The organism is Promicromonospora alba (assembly GCF_042654905.1).
Lineage (GTDB): Bacteria > Actinomycetota > Actinomycetes > Actinomycetales > Cellulomonadaceae > Promicromonospora > Promicromonospora alba.
In genome coordinates, this window is sequence record NZ_JBHSFI010000001.1 from 58,787 (window position 1) to 73,734 (window position 14,948).

A 14,948-nucleotide genomic window follows, 5' to 3' on the forward strand; every position below is an offset into this window, starting at 1 on the left:
CCAGTCGTGGCTTGTGCCGCTCAGTGTCTCCGATCAACCTGAGACCAGGATTAAACGTCGCCGCTCAGGGTCGGTCGGTTTGCCGCACAAGTCAGCGAGCGGGCGGCAGGACACTCCCACGGGCGACGACCTGCGGCGGCGGATCGCTGATGACGCCGAGCTGCGTGGGGGCGCCGGCGAGCAGGGCCGAGACCTGCTCCACCGCCCTCACCCCTAGTGCTCGCATCGGCAGCCGGACCGTGGTCAGTCGCGGTCGGACCAGCTCAGCGACCTCGGCGTCATGAATTCCTACCACCGAGAGCTGCTCGGGTACCGCGATGCCCGCGTCGGCCGCAGCCCCGAGCAGGCCGACCGCCGACATCACGTTGTTCACCACGATCGCCGTCGGCATGGATTCGCCCGCGCGGAGCATCGCCAGCCCGGTTGCGCCGGCCTGAGCGCCGAAGCCGGTGAACAGCGGGGGGCGCGGTTCCAGGTGCGCCTGCTGCATCGCGCTCAGGTAGCCCTGATGCCGCGGGTTCGCGGGCTGGGTGTCGAAGCCTCCGACGAAGGCGACCTCGGTGTGCCCGGCCTCGATGAGGTGGCCGGTGGCCGCGCGTCCCGCGGCGACATCGTCCACGGAGACCCACGGATCGTGGTCGTCCGACTGGTACTCCACGAGCATGACCGGGGTCGGACGGGAGCGCAGCACGCCCAGCACCTCCTCGTCCATCAGGCCGCCGTGCCGCAGCACGATGGCATCGACGAGCCCTTGGCCCAGGAGCCGCGCAAGGAAGGGGCTGCCGGACCGCATCCACATCGTGTCACCCACCACCACCGCCAGGCCACGCTCCTCGGCAGCTTCGTAGATGCCGCGGAACAGCTCCTGGTACACCGGGTTCTCGAGGTTCTCCACGACGACCGCGATGGTGCCGGCCTGTTGACGGCGAAGGGCGCGGGCGGCGGTGTTGGGTATGTAGCCCAGCTCGGCGATCGCGGCCTCGACACGGGCGCGAGTCGCCTCACCCATGCGCGTGTGCTTGGTGCCGTTGAGAACGGCAGCGACGGTCGACGGCGAAACGCCCGCGACGCGCGCAATATCCTTCTGTGTCGCCATCCGGCCCACCCTAATCATCGTTCGGTCATCACGTGGCTGCCGCCTCGAGGCCCCGGCCAATTCGGCTACTTCAGACCGGTCGTTGCGATACCCCGGACGAGGTAGCGCTGGCCCAGCAGGAAGATCAGGAACAAGGGGACGAGGGAGACGATCGACATCGCGAACATGGCGCCCCAGGACGACTGGCCCGTGGAGTCGAGGAACGCGCGCAAGGCGATCGGCACCGTGTACAGGTCTGGCTCGGTCAGGAAGATGAGCTGCGAGAAGAAGTCGTTCCAGGTCCAGATGAACGTGAAGATCGCCGTCGTGGCCAGGGCAGGTACTGCCAGCGGCAGCATGATCTGCACGAAGATCCGTGCGTGACCCGCGCCGTCGATGCGTGCGGCCTCGTCGAGATCCCTGGGGACCCCGCGGAAGAACTGGACCATGAGGAAGACGAAGAACGCATCGGTCGCCAGCAGCTTGGGAACGATGAGCGGAAGAAAAGTGTTGAGCCAGCCCAGCTCGGAGAAGAGCACGTACTGCGGAACGATGATCACGTGGATCGGCAGCATGATCGACATCAGCATGATCGCGAACCACAGGCGCCGGAACCGGAAGTTCAGCCTCGCGAAGGCGTAGGCAGCGAGCGAACAGGACGCCAGGTTCCCCACCACGGAGCCGGCCACCACCATGAAGGAGTTCATCAGGTAGTGGGTGAACGGGTGGCTGAGCGCATTCCAGCCCAGAGAGTAGTTCTCGGTCGTGAAGTCGGTGGGGATCAGGCCGGGTTCCCTGAAGATGAGCGCATCGGGCTTGAACGACGAGGCCAGCATCCACAGCAGCGGGTAGATCATGACGATCCCGACCGCGATCAGGACGATATGTCTGGCCAGCCCGCGTACTCGCACTCGCCGGGGCTCAGTCATCGTAGAAGACCCAGTACTTCGAGGCGAAGAAGTTGATGGCGGTCATCGCGCCGATGATCGACAAGAGCAGCCAGGCCATGGCCGAGGCGTATCCCATGTTGAAGTTGCCGAAGCCTTGCTGGTAGAGGTAGAGCGTGTAGAACAATGTCGAATCGACCGGCCCGCCTGTTCCGCCCGAGACGATGAATGCCTGCGTGAAGGTCTGGAACGCGTTGATGACCTGAAGCACGAGGTTGAAGAAGATCACCGGGGTCAGCATGGGCAAGGTGATGCTGGTGAACTGCCGCAGCTTCGAGGCGCCGTCCAGGCTGGATGCCTCGTAGTACATCTCCGGGATCTGCCGCAGTCCCGCGAGGAAGATGACCATGGGTGAGCCGAACGTCCAGACGTTCAGGAGCATCAGGGTGCTCAGCGCGTGGTCGGGATGTGACACCCACCCCTCGGTGCCCACCTGGATCAATGGCTGGACGCCGTTGAACCATTCGATGCCTCGATTGATCAGCCCCTCCGCGCCGAACAGCTGCCGCCACAGGATCGCGACGGCCACCGAGGCCCCGAGCAGGGACGGCAGGTAGAAGACCGAACGATAGAAGGCCAGTCCGCGCACGCCTTTGTCCAGCACCATGGCCAGGCCCAGGGCGGCGGCGAGCTGCAGCGGCACGGACACGAAGACGTAGGTGAAGGTCACCGCGAGCGACTGAGCCAGTCGCGGATCCTCGAACAGCTTCCGGTAGTTCTCCAGTCCGGCGAACACCGGATCCGAGAACAGGTCGTAGTCGGTGAAGGAGAGGTAGAGCGACGCGAGCAGGGGGCCCGCCACGATCAGGAGCAGGCCGAGGAACCAGGGAAGCAGGAAGACCATCGCCGCTCTGCCGTCGCCGCGCTCGGACGGAGCCCTGGAAGCGGGTCTGGCTACCTTGCGGAGTCTTGAGAGTTCACCAGCAACGGCCATGGCGCGCCTCCGTAGGTGTCGGTCCGCCGGCGCGCCAAGGCTCGCCGGCGGACCGTGAGGACTAGTTGGTGGCGGAGATGCTCTGGTCGAGCTCGTTCGCGAACCCCTCCGCGGCCTCTTCGGGCGTGATCCGCTTGAAGAGCATCTGCTCGGCATAGCGTTGCAGCATCTGCTCCGCCGTGTCGGCGCCCGGCGGCGGGGGCATCGGCGGGGCCTCGGGTGCGGTCGCTTCGACGACGGCGACAAAGTCCGCCATCAGCTGCTGCTCGGGGGAGAGGCCGTCCCTGATGTGCTGCACGACGTCCTGGTTCGCCGGGATGCCGCGCTCGGCCTGCAGGATCTCGGCCGCGTCCAGGTTGCCCTGGAGGCAGTCCAGCAGCTGTGCCGCCTCGGCCGGGTGCTCAGTGGCTGAGGTGATCGCCCAGCTCATCGGCCGGAAGCTCTGCCCCGTCTCGCCGTCCTCGTGGACCGGGAGCTGCAGCAGAGCGAACTCTGAGCCGGTGCCTGCCTGCAGGGCGGTGATCTCGTTGATCGGCCGGACCGCCAGCAGTGCGCCACCGGTACCGATCATCGTCTGCTCGATCCCCACGCCCTGATGCTCGATCGAGATCGAGGCGGGTGCGGACCCGTCGGACTCCTGCAGGTCGAGGCCGTACCGCAGGAACGAGGCGATGACGTCGGTGTCCAGCCCGACCCCGGTCTCCGTGTAGAGACCGTCGAGGTGGCCGAGCTGCCGGGCCCAGATGTTCAGCAGGCGGATGTCCTCGCTGGGCTGCTGCAGCCCCCAGACCTCTCCGCCGGATGCTTCGTACACGCTGCCGGCGTAGTCGAACAGGTCGTCCCAGGTCCAGTTCTCGTCGTCAGGACGCTCAAGTCCGTACTCCTCCATCATCGTGACGTTGAGGATGAGCCCGGACGCGTTGGTGGTGATCGGAACCGCGTAGTTCTTACCGTCCACAGCGTCCGCGTTCATCACCACGGGCGAGATGGCGGAGGTGTCGATGTGCTCCTCGACGGTGGCGATGTCCAGCAGGCCGCCGCGCTGGCCGTAGGAGCTGATTGCTCCGCTGACCACCTGGATGACGTCGGGCGGGTCACCGGCAGCGAACTGGGTGGCCAGCTTCTCGTCATATCCGTCGTTGACGAATTCCGCGGAGGTGGTGATGTTTCCGACGGCGGCTTCGCAGACCGCCAAGGCCTCCTGCGTCTGTTCATGACGGACTTCGGCGCCCCACCATGCCACGCGGAGCTCCACGGCATCCCCGGGCGCCGCCGCCTCGTCGCCGTCCAGGTTATCTGCCTGACCACACGCTCCCAGGCCCAGCAATGCCACCGCGCTCATCGCGACGAGTGTGGCGCTGCGGCGTGGGAGTCCTGCCCGGCCTCGCGATCTTGTGCTTCTCATTGTGAACCTCCAGTTGGCTCGCCGTTGAGCGCTGCCTCATCGGGCGTGCAGATTCTCCGTACAGGATGGTGGCGGCCATCTGCCGCAGCCGTCTGCGAGCAACGGCATTCACCCGTGACGACAAGCCGCTCCACCGCTGCGGGTCCTCGATGATGCTGATGACGGCATCTTGGGCCGCCGTCTCGGCGCCCGGACCGACCTCGATGATCACGTCCGGTCCGCCGAGGTCGTCGTACATGCGCCCCTTGACGGTCTCGGTGGGCAGGCGCAGGTAGAGGGTGGGTACTGCATGGGCTGTCGCGATGATCGGCGAATGGCATTCCATGCTGATCACGGCGCGGCTGACGGAGTAGATCGCGCTGGCCTCTGCGAGAGACCAGAACCGATCCAGTATCCGGACGTGCGGTGCGACATCCGGGGGGAGCAGCGGGAGCAGATGCTCGCGTGCGTAGGCGGGCGCGTAGGACATCTCCGGGACGACGACGGCCGGCGCCTTCGTCTGTCGTACCCACGTCGCGATGGCGGTCACCAGTGCCGCGAGGTCGGACCGGTGGGTCGCCGCGTTGATCGCGTCTCTGCGCAGGCTCTCCGGTGTCGGTTCCCGCCCGTGGATCTTCGCGTAGGGGGCGTAGCGGAGCCTCGGCACGAAGCACGCGAAGTTGTCGCGGCGAAGGTCCATCTCTTCCAGGAACGGCTCGATCGTCGCGGCGTCGGCAAAGACATAGGTGAAGGTGCCGTCCGGCCCGAAGCCCAGCGTCTTCGCCCGGATCTGCTGGCGGCGTAGGTACTTCAGCGAGATCGAGTCCCTGCAGAAGATGAACTCAGCGGAGTCGAGCGGTTCCCGCGCTTCCGCCCCGAGGAACTCTGGCGGGAGGAAGGCCGCCATCGCCTCCAGCTCGGCCAGCGTGCCCCAGGTGGGCGGGCAGACCGGATCGGCGGTCACGCCGGCGTATCCATGAGGCTTCCCCGTCGTGCGGGACCAGTGCAGGAACTCGGCGTGGCGATTCTCGACGTCGGCTGCCGAGCCGTGCACCAGTATCTCTGCGGAGCTCCAGGCGCTCGCGAGCTCGGGCGTCGTCGGTTGGCCGTCGTCGCTCAGCTCGCCGCGCACGATCGCCACCTGCGGCAGGAACTGGCGCATCAGCGCCTCTTCACGCTCGCCGAGGGCCACGGGCCAGAGCGTGAGCTCGGCATCCGGATCCAGGTCCAGCAGTGCGGAGAGCAGTCCGGGGGAGTGAGCGACGTCGCCGATGTTGACGTCCTGCCAGGACGAACGAAGCAGCACTCGCCGCGACTTCGGGGAGCTCATCTGTACCTCTCCAACGCGGCGTCGTCGCCGCAGAGCCGGGAACCATCTGGCCGAGGTGAAGTTTCGTTGCGTCTGCCGTGACGCGTCGTTGCGTCAAACTAACATCCGGCTCTGAAGACCGTCAATCATGCGGCCCCGAGCGGCAAAGCGCTGGGCGGACAGGTTCAGGGGCCGGGTGATTCCCAGAACGCACCGGAACCGGAATACTTCGCAGGTGATCCGGATCCTGCGCTCCCTGTCGGTCGGCTTCCTCCTCGGCTGGCTCCTGCTCGCCGGCCTCGGGCTGGACGGCGGCGTGCCGGGCTGGTGGCTGCCCACGGCGCTGGCGATCGGCGTCCTGACGGTCATCCTCTCGACCATGGTGATGAGCCTGTCGACCGCCGCCGGGAGCGTGCTGCGCCCTGCGCCGTCGGACGACGCGATCGCCACCGCCGAGCGGGAGGGGCGTCTGCACCTGGCCAGGGTCGTGGACATCTCGTCGACCGGGACCCGGATCAACGACAACCCGGTGGCTGAGCTGCAGCTCGTCGTGGCGACGTCGTCCCGTTCGCCGTACTCGACGCGGACGCGGGCACTGATCGACGAGGTGCGCCTGCCGCAGTTCCAGCCGGGCAACGTGGTCGTGGTGCTGCAGGAGAAGGCCGACCAGCCCGCGGTCACGCTCCTCCAGTCGCCCCCGCAGAGCTGGCGCGACAAGGCCGCGGATGACACCCGTGTGAGCAGGATGGACCACGCACCCGAGTGGGCGCAGGAGCCGACCAAGGCCCGCGACGCCCGCGGGATCCTGCGGATCCCGGCCGTGGTGCTCGTGCTGCTGCTCGTCGTCGGCTTCGCCGCCCGCCTCTATCCGGTGCGCTCGGAGCTCGCCGAGATCCTCGCCGGCGCGGCGCCGTCCGAGGTCGCCGACGCCCGGACGCTCCGCCTCGAGCGGGCGGAGAGCACCCTCGACCCGGCGCGCGCTCAGGAGGTGATCGACGACCTCGTCGCCGAGGCGGGACACAACCGCTTCACGGAGGTCCACCTCGGCTCGACGACCGCGTCGGGCACCGTCCCGACCGCACCTGACGCCGACACGACGGACGACATCGACTGGCGGGACGGCAAGGTCACGGCCCGGGAGCCGTCGCTCATCCAGCCGAGCGGCGACGAGCTGCCCCTGGAGACCTTCGACGCCGCCGACGTCGACTGGGCCGGACTCCAGGGTCTCGCCGACCGCCTGCCGGAGCAGGGCGGCTTCGAGCTCGATGAAGCGCCGTCCGTCACCGTCAGCGTGCCGTCGCGTACGTTCGACGAGGACGACGTCCCGTACCAGATCAGCATCTGGGGCTCAGGGGCGTACCACGACGCGTCGGTCACGTACGACCCGGACGGGAACGTCATCAGCATGAACGGGGGCGCGTCCGGATCCGAGATCGCGGCCTGGGTGGCCGAGCGGCAGGGCTGAGGCCGGGGCCTGACCGCCGACCCGATGTCGGACGTCTGCAAGGCCAGGCCCGCACCGGACACATTCCGGAAGAGCGCCGCTGGCGATGCGGCCCTACCCGGAGGAGCCGACATGATGCGACGGAGCGGGCTGATACAGGGCGGGGCGGTCGCCCTGGGGATGCTGGTCAGTGGTTGTGCCCAGGCGGGTGCTGCCGGCGGGTCACCCGTCGGCGACGCGTCGGTGGAAGAGAGCGCGTATCTCTGCCAGGGCACGCCGGTCCCGGCGTCGGTACTGACAGACGGCGCCACCGCCGACCAGCTCGGCGAGGAAGCGGCCGCGGCGCTGGACGGGGCAAGCGTTCCAGACATCGACCCGGAACAGTGGCGCGTGCTGACCGAGACCGACACGAAGGTCTACCTCGTCCGAGAGCTGCCGGAGCCGCGGGACAGCGACGGCGAGCAGCGCACGCACGAGGTCATGGGCATCGAGTGGGTCGATGAGACCGAGGAGGGCGGCGAGGGCTGGCAGCTCTGGCGGCACGGCGACTGCGCGCTGCGGTACGACCTGGGTGACCTCGGCGACGCGATGGTGGCGCTCGACCCCGACAACCCGCCGGACCCCGACTCCTCGCAGGTGCACCTGCTCGTCACCGAGTTCGCGTGCGCGAGCGGCGAGCTGGCCGACGGCCGGGTCACGCTGGAGCGCCTGGTCGAGCACGAGGACCGGGTCGAGCTCGTGGTCGGCGTAGAGCCCCCGCCGGGCATTCAGACCTGCCAGTCCCACCCGCCGACACCGTTCATCGTCGAGCTGGACGAGCCGCTCGGGTCCCGGACCTTGGTGGACGCGGCGGTCTATCCGGAGCGGGAGCTGGCAGCCCCCTAGCCGTACCCGCACCCGCCGCCGTCGGGCTCGAGGGCTGTCCCCTTCTCCCGGCGGCGCGGGTCGACCTGCTGCGCCGGTCCGGCCGAACGGCGCTATCCGGTCAGCCGCCTCGACGAGCTGTGACCGGCGTGCTCCGTGCGTGCGAAGGCGAAGAGAAGTGCGGCCAGGAGGGTGATGCCGCCGGATATCACAAGGGTTGCGGTGTACCCGAGGTACTGATTCGAGACCCCGGCGAGGGCGCCGCTGAGCAGGGCTCCGCCGGTGGACGCGTTAGCGAAGAGGGTCGTGGCTCGCCCGACGGCGGCGATGCCGACACCGCGGGCGAGCTGGCTCAGCGAGTGCGAGTGCGGCAACGACTTCGACGATCGCGCAGGCACTGTAGAGCAGGCCGACGTCGCTCGCTGGACGGTGCACATCGGTCGTGACATATAGCGGAAGCGCCACCGAGCCCGCGTACATCGCCGTGAAGAAGAGCACGATGCTGGTGGTGAACGTGAGCGGCACCGGCGCGGCAGGCAGGACCGCCGAGGTGGCCGGCGCGGTATCGGCGTCTCGCGGGTGAGGTCGTGGCGGCCTCGGCGCGGCGAGGATCGTGATCGCCGTGACCGCAAGGAGCGCGGCACTCGTGGTCAACAAGACGACGTAGCTGCCGTGCGCGATGATCGCGGCGCCGAGTAGTGGTCCCGCGGCCCACGCGAGTGACCAGCCCGAGCTGCGCCGCTCATCGCCGCGAGCACGGCGTAGATCCGTCGTGGGTGCCGATCAATCCTCCTGCCCGCGGAAGCTCACGACGATGCTCCCGACCGGCGGTGCCGACATGAAGATGCCCGTCTGCAACGGGCTCAACCCGACCTCGTCAGATGCGTAGAGGACCAAGTAGGAGCCGACCATCGAATCGGCGATGCCCAGCAGCAGCACTCCGGCCGCGAGCGGGCCGAATGCGCGCATGGTGGGCATCCGCTCTTTCGCCTCGCGCATGCGACCCAGGCTCGTTCCCCTCTTCGTCGTCGGGATGTTTCCACTCTGCGCAGCTGGTGCGCACGGAGTCAGCCGGCGTCGAACCGGTCCTCACCGTCACGGTCGGGGTTGTCCTCGGGGTCCTCGCCGGGTATCGCCTTCTCGTCCGCGGGGTGAGTCTTCGTGCCATCCGAGGCCGGGTCCTGTCCGCGGACGGCTTCCGCCTGACGCTTGGCCAGGTCGGCGAACTCGGCGTCGTCCCGCGAGGTGTCGCTCTCGCTCATCGCTGGTCCCTCCAGAGCTGTTGGTCGCCACGGGGTCACGTGACTGCGTCTCGACGCTAAGGGGACCGCGCTGTGCTCGCACCCAGACTCCAGGCCCCGGGCCGGGAACCGCAGGCTGTGAGCGCGTTCCGAGCTCCTCGGACGCCCGACCGAGGGCCGCGACGGTCTGTCATCGATCGACGACCTCGATGCTCACCTCGCCGCTCGCGAGCCGGTCGAGCTGGTCGCTGCCGGCTTCGTAGGTCCCGAGGTGCAGGGTCTGGTCGGAGTGCTCGATGCCGTCGGCGTCGTAGTAGAAGCCGATGTTGCCCCACGGGGTGAAGTAGATGAGGTCGCCGTCCTCGGGATCCGAGCCGGGCGTGCCGTCCACGTCCAGCTCCCGGGGCGGGTAGCCGATCTTCTCGCGGCCGTTGAGCTCCTCCAGCTCCATCGTGAGGGGCAGCAGCGAGAGGAAGTCGCGCGTCGTCGGGGTGTCGGCGCCGATCGTGACGTCCACGGACGTGCCCCCGCCGGTGAACCGCACCACGGTGCCCTCGACGGGTGCGGGGTCGGTCGGGGAGGCGGACGGGGACGGCGACGGTGACGTGGTCGGCGTCGTCGGCGCTGCCGTCGGTGTCGGCGACGTCGGCGACGTCGGCGCCGCCGTGTCTCCGCACGCGGCCAGCAGGGCGACCGCTACCACGGAGGCGAACAGCGGGAGTGGGCGTCGCACGGAAGGCTCCTCGGGTGTTGGTGCTGATAGTGGGCAGGCCCGGCGCTGGTTCGCGCGGGCCACGGGCTCGGCACGCTCAGCCGAGCCGGTGTCCCGCCGCGGCGAGGACGTCGATGATCCGCGCCGGTTCGGCGATGTCGCGCGCGAAGACGTAGGCGACGGTGTAACCGAGCTCGCGCAGCTCCTCGGCTCTGCGCACGAGGTCGTCGGCGTCGTCCTGCGGGTCGAGGGTGAGCATCGCCGTCTTCTCGATCTGCTCGTAGTCGCGACCGACGGCGTCGCAGTGGGCGCGCAGCACGTCGAGCTTGCGGCCCGCCTCGGGCCCCGCGGCGATGTTGCAGGCGTCCGCGTACTGCGCCACCAGGCGCAGGGTGCGCTTCTCTCCGCCACCGCCGATCATCAGGTACGGACGCCGCAGCGGTCCCGGCGAGTCCAGGGTGCGTCCGAGCTGGTAGTGCGTCCCCTCGAACGGCTCCTCGGAGCCGGACCACATCTGCAGGCAGATCTGGATGGCCTCCTCCAGCCGGTCGAACCGCTCCTTGACCGGCGGGAACGGGAACCCGAGGCCCTCGGACTCCTCGCCGTTCCAGGCCGCTCCGATGCCCAGCCCGGCCCGTCCTCCGGAGAGGGCGTCAAGGGTGGTGATGGCCTTGGCCAGCAGTGCGGGCTCGCGGTAGATGACGCCCGTGACGAGCGTGTGCAGCAGCGCCTTCTCGGTGTGCGCGGCGATGAACCCGAGCGCCGTGTATGCCTCGTACATCTCGTGCTCGACCGGACCGACGCCTTGGATCTGCCAGAAGTGGTCCATCACGGTGATGCGCGTGATGCCGGCCTGCTCGGCACCGCGAACGTGCCGCGCGAGGGTCGGGCCGAGTGCGGGCGCCCCACCGGTCCAGCTGAAGTCGGCGATGTGCAGGCCAAGTTCCACGGTGCAGTCCTTTCCTTGCCCGCCATGAAGGGTCCGTGACGGCGCGGCGGCGATCAGTCGTTCTGTCGGTACCCATCACAACGCCTGGCAGCCCCGGTGTGGGAGGCCTGGAGAGAACCCCCCAAGGCGTTGGTCAGCCGGATGACGACGACGCCGGCCGAACGACCAGAACCAGGGGGGTGATATTGCTAGTCCGTGAAGTATCTTCATCGCGATATTCTTTCCGCCGCAGGTTCGGCCCCCTCCCAGCAGGGCAGGAGCCGCGACAGCCAGCATCGGAGGAGGACCCCGTGAACCCCGCCCCCAGGCCCAGTCAGACGCCGTCCGCGAGCGACATCGAGGAAGCACTCGTCAGCGGCGCCCGGCCTCCCGTCGGTCGATACCGGCTCGACCTGGCGACGGGGGAGTGGGCCTGGTCGGACGAGGTGTACGTGATGCACGGCTTCCAGCCGGGCGAGGTGGTGCCGACGACGCCGCTGATGCTGTCGCACAAGCATCCGGACGACCGCGGCCGGGTGGACGGCTTGCTCCAGCGCGCGGCGGAGACGGGGCAGCCGTTCAGCTCGGTGCACCGCATCGTGGATGCCGCAGGAAAGACCCGCACGCTGGCCGTCACCGGTCAGGGTCGGCGTGACCCTGCCACCGGCCGGATGACGGAGCTGTTCGGGTACTTCATCGACGTGACCAAGGCGCAGCGTGAGGCGGCGGCTCGCGAGGCGTCGGCCTCGATCCAGGCGTCCTCGGAGCGGCGGTCGGTGATCGAGCAGGCCAAGGGCGTGCTCATGGTCATCCACGGCATCGAGGAGGACGAGGCGATGAGCCGGCTGCGCGAGGCGTCCAACCAGACGAACGTCGCCCTGCGGGACATCGCCTACTCGCTGGTGCAGCTGTTCTCCGGGCCGGACGTCACGGAGTTTCCGACGAGCGAGGCGATCGACAGGTTCCTTGCCGCCCCGGTCCTGTCGGACGACCTCTGACGCACCACAGGCGACGAAGTCACCTGCTTCACCGAGAGGGCCCTCCGGCTCGCGGAGGGTCAGGAACCCCGCGACCCTTACGCTGCTGCGATGACCTTTCGGCTCGCTGCCTACGCCGTCTGCATCGATGCCGGGCGCGTGCTCCTCGTCCATCACCGTGCCACTGGACACTGGACGTTGCCCGGCGGCGGCGTCGAGCATGGCGAGGACCCGATCGAGACCCCGGTGCGTGAGCTGTTGGAGGAGACCGGCTACCGCGGTGCGGTCGAACGGCTGCTCGGCGTGGACTCCCGGATCATCCCGGGCGCAGAACGACTCCAGCCGGGTCCCGAGCACCAGAACGTCGGCATCTACTACCGGGTCTCGATCACCGGCGGCGACCTGCGCGCAGAGCCCGACCCCGAGATCGTCGCGGCGGCCTGGGTCCCGGTCGACGACGTCGCGAACCTCAGGCGTTCGTCCCTCGTCGCGATCGGGCTCGGCCTCAACGAGCACACGCCCGCCGACGGCCACGTCGCACCGGTTCCGATCGGTGGCCTCGTCGAGCACTGACAGCACCGTGCTCGCTGAGTGCTGGGTATTTGTGGCGCAGCGGCCTTCTGTCCCACAAATACCCAGCACTCAACGAACGTCCGGGTCGTGCTTACTGACCTAGGACACCTTGAACTGCCTGGGCCAGGGCTTCGGGGCTGGTGAGCTCGAGCTTTTCGCCGTCCAGGAAGAACGTGGGCGTGCCGCCGACGCCGAGCGCTCGGCCCTCGTCGAAGTCGGACTGCACTCGTTCGGTGGTCGCCGGGTCCGCGACGGCGGCGTCGTAGGCGTTCATGTCCAGGCCGAGCTCCTGCGCGAAGCCGCGAAAGACGTCCGCCCTGGAGTCTTGCGCCTCGCCCCACTCGGCCTGCGTCTCGTACATCCGCTGGTACATCGGTTCGAGCTGACCCTGTGCCGCCGCGGCCTCGACGGCGACGGCGGCGTTGGTGGAGTTGGTGTGCGCCGGGATCGGGAAGTAGCGCATGACGACGGTGAGCTCGTCGCCGTGCTGCTCACGCAGCTGCTCGACGGTGGGGTAATAGGCCCGGCAGACCTCGCACTCGAAGTCGAGGAACTCCACGAGCACCGCCTTCTCGTCGGGCGCCTGGTTCAGGACGTGACTGTCCTCGCGGACGACGTCGGCGGCGGCCGCGTCGCGTTCCGGGGTGGCCAGGATGTACGCGACCAGGAGGCCGACCAGGCCGAGCATCCCGATCAGGAGCACGAGCTGGAGCAGGCGGCGTGAGGTCAGACGCTGGGCGGTTGGGCGCTGAGTGGTCGGGCGCTGGGTGGTTGAGCGCTGTGCAGACATGGGTTTCCTTTGGGCGGAGGCCGAAGCCGGATGGGGATCTTCGAGACGGAGCAGGACCACGCGGCGCGCACCCGAGGTCGGGGCGCGCCGATGCCGCCGAGACCAGAGGCGTCGGCGGGGCGGAGGTGGTCTACGTCCGGGAGATCCCGAGAGCGTGCAGCGACGGTGCGGTCGCGTCAGCCGTCGTGGCGGGAACCGGGGTGTCGTCGTGCACCACGGCGGTCACGAGCCCGCCCGTCGAGGGTTCCAGCAGCGCTGCCGGACCGGAGGAGGAGACGGGCGGGAGCACGTCGCACTGTGCCGACTGCCGGTGGTCGTCGGAACAGTATCGGGCGTCGTCGCGGGTCGGCCCGGAGGCGATCTCCACGGCCGTCGCCTCGTGATAAGCGCCGCATACCACACCCGCGCTGACCACGGCGAGCACGAGGAACATCGCCGTCAGGACGCTCGTCAGCCCGCGCCGAACACCGGCGAGGCGGGGTCGAGTGCGACGAGTCACGTCCATGGCGAGCCCAACAGTAGTCGAGCCCGCCCGGAGTATGAGATGCCGACGTGGGGTCTTGACGAGATGGCGCTCCGCATGAGTGCGTAGCCCTCCGTCCACCCTACGGAGCTCTCATGACAGCCATCGACGCCTCTCCGGTCGTTACCCGACCGACCGAGACCGCCTCCGCACCCGCCCTCCGGCCCGTCCAGGAACCGGACCAGACCACCCGCACCACCCGCACCGCACGGGCGCTGAAGCCCGACCCCGGGCCGCGGGAACACCCCGGCCGGCTCGCCGCCGCACGCACCCAGGTCGCCGCACGCTACGGCGTGACCGCCCGGCACGCGGACCTCGCAGCGCCGCAGGTCTCCGGGACCCTCGCCGCTGCGGCCGACCTGCCCCGCTCGGTGCTCGAGGTCCAGCTCGGCCACCGCTCCGTCCGGCGGTTCCTGCCCGGGCCGCTCGCACCCTCCGTGCTGCCCACCCTGGTCGCGGCCGCGCAGTCCGCACCGACGTCGTCCAACCTGCAGCTCTGGAGCGTCGTCGCCGTCACCGACCCGGCACGCCTCGCACGCATCGCCACGCTGTCCGGCGAGCAGGACCACGTGCGAGACGCACCCCTCCTGCTCGTCTGGATCGCGGACCTCGCCCGCGTCCGCGCGCTCGCCGCCAGCCGGAGCACGGCGGTGCACGCCACCGGCTACCTCGAGACCACCATGACCGCGTTCCTCGACGCGGCGCTCGCCGCCCAGAACGCAGTCGTCGCCGCCGAGTCCATCGGCCTGGGCACCGTCTACCTCGGCGGGGTACGGGACGACCCTGAGGCGCTCGCGGCCGAGCTGAAGCTGCCCCGGGGGACCGCACCGGTCGTGGGGCTGGTCGTGGGCCGCCCGGACCCCGCATGCCCCGGACGGGTCAAGCCCCGTCTGCCGCAGGCCGTCGTCCTGCACCACGAGACCTACGACATGGCGCGGCAGCTCCGGTCGCTGGGCGCGTACGAACGGCGCATGACCGCGTTCTATCGCGACGAGGGCTTCACGGGCGGATGGATCGGGCGCGTCCTGACCCGCATGCGTGGCAACGGGTCGCTGCGCGGACGGGAACGGCTGCGCTCGGCGCTGGCCGCGCTGGGCATGCCGTCGTGGTGACGGCCCCGGAGGTGCACGGTTCGGGGTGCACAGTTCCCGGACACACCTGACCGATAGCGACGAATCATTTAAGTAGGTGCTACTCGTTGACACCGGGCAAACGCTTACCTTACCGTCGACGACGCCGATTAGATC

18 protein-coding genes are annotated in these 14,948 nt (G+C 69.1%); 5 read left to right on the top strand and 13 right to left on the bottom strand.

The features are described from left to right. Nucleotides 1-91: 91 nt before the first annotated feature. From ACFO6V_RS00315 to ACFO6V_RS00335, 5 genes are all read right to left on the bottom strand, one after another. Nucleotides 92-1,096, bottom strand: a complete 1,005-nt coding sequence (locus ACFO6V_RS00315) for a LacI family DNA-binding transcriptional regulator (RefSeq protein WP_377130970.1) — start codon at nt 1,094-1,096, stop codon at nt 92-94. 65 nt (nt 1,097-1,161) lie between these two features. After that, nucleotides 1,162-2,004: a carbohydrate ABC transporter permease gene (locus ACFO6V_RS00320; protein WP_377130973.1), complete on the bottom strand. Its 843-nt coding sequence runs from the start codon at nt 2,002-2,004 to the stop codon at nt 1,162-1,164. Next, nucleotides 1,997-2,956, bottom strand: coding sequence for a carbohydrate ABC transporter permease (locus tag ACFO6V_RS00325; protein WP_377130975.1), 960 nt, complete (start codon nt 2,954-2,956; stop codon nt 1,997-1,999). Before ACFO6V_RS00325 ends, ACFO6V_RS00320 begins: the two co-directional genes overlap by 8 nt. A 61-nt stretch (nt 2,957-3,017) precedes the next feature. Then, complete coding sequence (locus ACFO6V_RS00330) at nt 3,018-4,298, bottom strand: ABC transporter substrate-binding protein (RefSeq protein ID WP_377130977.1); 1,281 nt, start codon at nt 4,296-4,298, stop codon at nt 3,018-3,020. Beyond that, on the bottom strand, nt 4,249-5,532 hold the full coding sequence (locus tag ACFO6V_RS00335) for a hypothetical protein (protein WP_377130980.1): 1,284 nt from the start codon (nt 5,530-5,532) through the stop codon (nt 4,249-4,251). The genes ACFO6V_RS00330 and ACFO6V_RS00335 overlap by 50 nt, the downstream gene beginning before the upstream one ends. Before the next feature lie 352 nt (nt 5,533-5,884). On the opposite strand from ACFO6V_RS00335, the gene ACFO6V_RS00340 reads away from it, so the two are divergent. Together ACFO6V_RS00340 and ACFO6V_RS00345 are read left to right on the top strand one after the other, a co-directional pair. Continuing rightward, nucleotides 5,885-7,114, top strand: a complete 1,230-nt coding sequence (locus ACFO6V_RS00340; RefSeq protein ID WP_377130982.1) for a hypothetical protein — start codon at nt 5,885-5,887, stop codon at nt 7,112-7,114. Nucleotides 7,115-7,225: 111 nt separating this feature from the next. Next, complete coding sequence (locus ACFO6V_RS00345) at nt 7,226-7,978, top strand: hypothetical protein (protein ID WP_377130984.1); 753 nt, start codon at nt 7,226-7,228, stop codon at nt 7,976-7,978. A 92-nt stretch (nt 7,979-8,070) separates the two neighbouring features. Here the strand turns inward: ACFO6V_RS00345 and ACFO6V_RS00350 are convergent, their stop codons facing one another. From ACFO6V_RS00350 to ACFO6V_RS00375, 6 genes are all read right to left on the bottom strand, one after another. Next, nucleotides 8,071-8,331 carry a hypothetical protein gene (locus ACFO6V_RS00350; RefSeq protein ID WP_377130986.1) on the bottom strand — a complete coding sequence of 87 codons (261 nt, stop codon included), beginning with the start codon at nt 8,329-8,331 and terminating at the stop codon, nt 8,071-8,073. Beyond that, nucleotides 8,249-8,641, bottom strand: a complete 393-nt coding sequence (locus tag ACFO6V_RS00355; RefSeq protein ID WP_377132113.1) for an MFS transporter — start codon at nt 8,639-8,641, stop codon at nt 8,249-8,251. Before ACFO6V_RS00355 ends, ACFO6V_RS00350 begins: the two co-directional genes overlap by 83 nt. A 99-nt stretch (nt 8,642-8,740) precedes the next feature. Next, entirely contained in the window at nt 8,741-8,956 is a 216-nt protein-coding gene (locus ACFO6V_RS00360) for a hypothetical protein (protein WP_377130988.1), read from the bottom strand. A 68-nt stretch (nt 8,957-9,024) separates the two neighbouring features. Further along, nucleotides 9,025-9,219 carry a hypothetical protein gene (locus tag ACFO6V_RS00365; protein WP_377130990.1) on the bottom strand — a complete coding sequence of 65 codons (195 nt, stop codon included), beginning with the start codon at nt 9,217-9,219 and terminating at the stop codon, nt 9,025-9,027. A gap of 169 nt (nt 9,220-9,388) precedes the next feature. After that, nucleotides 9,389-9,931, bottom strand: a complete 543-nt coding sequence (locus ACFO6V_RS00370) for a cyclophilin-like fold protein (RefSeq protein WP_377130992.1) — start codon at nt 9,929-9,931, stop codon at nt 9,389-9,391. 76 nt (nt 9,932-10,007) lie between these two features. Further along, nucleotides 10,008-10,859, bottom strand: coding sequence for an LLM class F420-dependent oxidoreductase (locus ACFO6V_RS00375; RefSeq protein ID WP_377130994.1), 852 nt, complete (start codon nt 10,857-10,859; stop codon nt 10,008-10,010). A gap of 290 nt (nt 10,860-11,149) precedes the next feature. Between ACFO6V_RS00375 and ACFO6V_RS00380 the strand changes: the two genes are divergently transcribed. Beyond that, nucleotides 11,150-11,836 carry a PAS and ANTAR domain-containing protein gene (locus tag ACFO6V_RS00380; protein WP_377130996.1) on the top strand — a complete coding sequence of 229 codons (687 nt, stop codon included), beginning with the start codon at nt 11,150-11,152 and terminating at the stop codon, nt 11,834-11,836. 90 nt (nt 11,837-11,926) lie between these two features. After that, complete coding sequence (locus ACFO6V_RS00385; protein ID WP_377130998.1) at nt 11,927-12,388, top strand: NUDIX hydrolase; 462 nt, start codon at nt 11,927-11,929, stop codon at nt 12,386-12,388. A gap of 91 nt (nt 12,389-12,479) precedes the next feature. Here the strand turns inward: ACFO6V_RS00385 and ACFO6V_RS00390 are convergent, their stop codons facing one another. Both ACFO6V_RS00390 and ACFO6V_RS00395 read right to left on the bottom strand, forming a co-directional pair. Further along, entirely contained in the window at nt 12,480-13,178 is a 699-nt protein-coding gene (locus tag ACFO6V_RS00390; RefSeq protein WP_377131000.1) for a DsbA family protein, read from the bottom strand. 130 nt (nt 13,179-13,308) lie between these two features. Continuing rightward, nucleotides 13,309-13,683, bottom strand: a complete 375-nt coding sequence (locus tag ACFO6V_RS00395) for a hypothetical protein (protein ID WP_377131002.1) — start codon at nt 13,681-13,683, stop codon at nt 13,309-13,311. A 113-nt stretch (nt 13,684-13,796) separates the two neighbouring features. Here ACFO6V_RS00395 and ACFO6V_RS00400 point away from each other — a divergent pair, with 113 nt between their 5' ends. Then, nucleotides 13,797-14,813: an NADPH-dependent oxidoreductase gene (locus tag ACFO6V_RS00400; protein ID WP_377131004.1), complete on the top strand. Its 1,017-nt coding sequence runs from the start codon at nt 13,797-13,799 to the stop codon at nt 14,811-14,813. Nucleotides 14,814-14,948 lie beyond the last annotated feature (135 nt).

What these genes read in the sequence shown, in the direction of transcription:
- ACFO6V_RS00315 (WP_377130970.1), bottom strand. Translation starts at nt 1,096, where the DNA reads ATGGCGACACAGAAGGATATTGCGCGCGTCGCGGGCGTTTCGCCGTCG.
- ACFO6V_RS00320 (WP_377130973.1), bottom strand. Translation starts at nt 2,004, where the DNA reads ATGACTGAGCCCCGGCGAGTGCGAGTACGCGGGCTGGCCAGACATATC.
- ACFO6V_RS00325 (WP_377130975.1), bottom strand. Translation starts at nt 2,956, where the DNA reads ATGGCCGTTGCTGGTGAACTCTCAAGACTCCGCAAGGTAGCCAGACCC.
- ACFO6V_RS00330 (WP_377130977.1), bottom strand. Translation starts at nt 4,298, where the DNA reads ATGAGCGCGGTGGCATTGCTGGGCCTGGGAGCGTGTGGTCAGGCAGAT.
- ACFO6V_RS00345 (WP_377130984.1), top strand. Translation starts at nt 7,226, where the DNA reads ATGATGCGACGGAGCGGGCTGATACAGGGCGGGGCGGTCGCCCTGGGG.
- ACFO6V_RS00360 (WP_377130988.1), bottom strand. Translation starts at nt 8,956, where the DNA reads ATGCGCGAGGCGAAAGAGCGGATGCCCACCATGCGCGCATTCGGCCCG.
- ACFO6V_RS00365 (WP_377130990.1), bottom strand. Translation starts at nt 9,219, where the DNA reads ATGAGCGAGAGCGACACCTCGCGGGACGACGCCGAGTTCGCCGACCTG.
- ACFO6V_RS00385 (WP_377130998.1), top strand. Translation starts at nt 11,927, where the DNA reads ATGACCTTTCGGCTCGCTGCCTACGCCGTCTGCATCGATGCCGGGCGC.
- ACFO6V_RS00390 (WP_377131000.1), bottom strand. Translation starts at nt 13,178, where the DNA reads ATGTCTGCACAGCGCTCAACCACCCAGCGCCCGACCACTCAGCGCCCA.
- ACFO6V_RS00395 (WP_377131002.1), bottom strand. Translation starts at nt 13,683, where the DNA reads ATGGACGTGACTCGTCGCACTCGACCCCGCCTCGCCGGTGTTCGGCGC.
- ACFO6V_RS00400 (WP_377131004.1), top strand. Translation starts at nt 13,797, where the DNA reads ATGACAGCCATCGACGCCTCTCCGGTCGTTACCCGACCGACCGAGACC.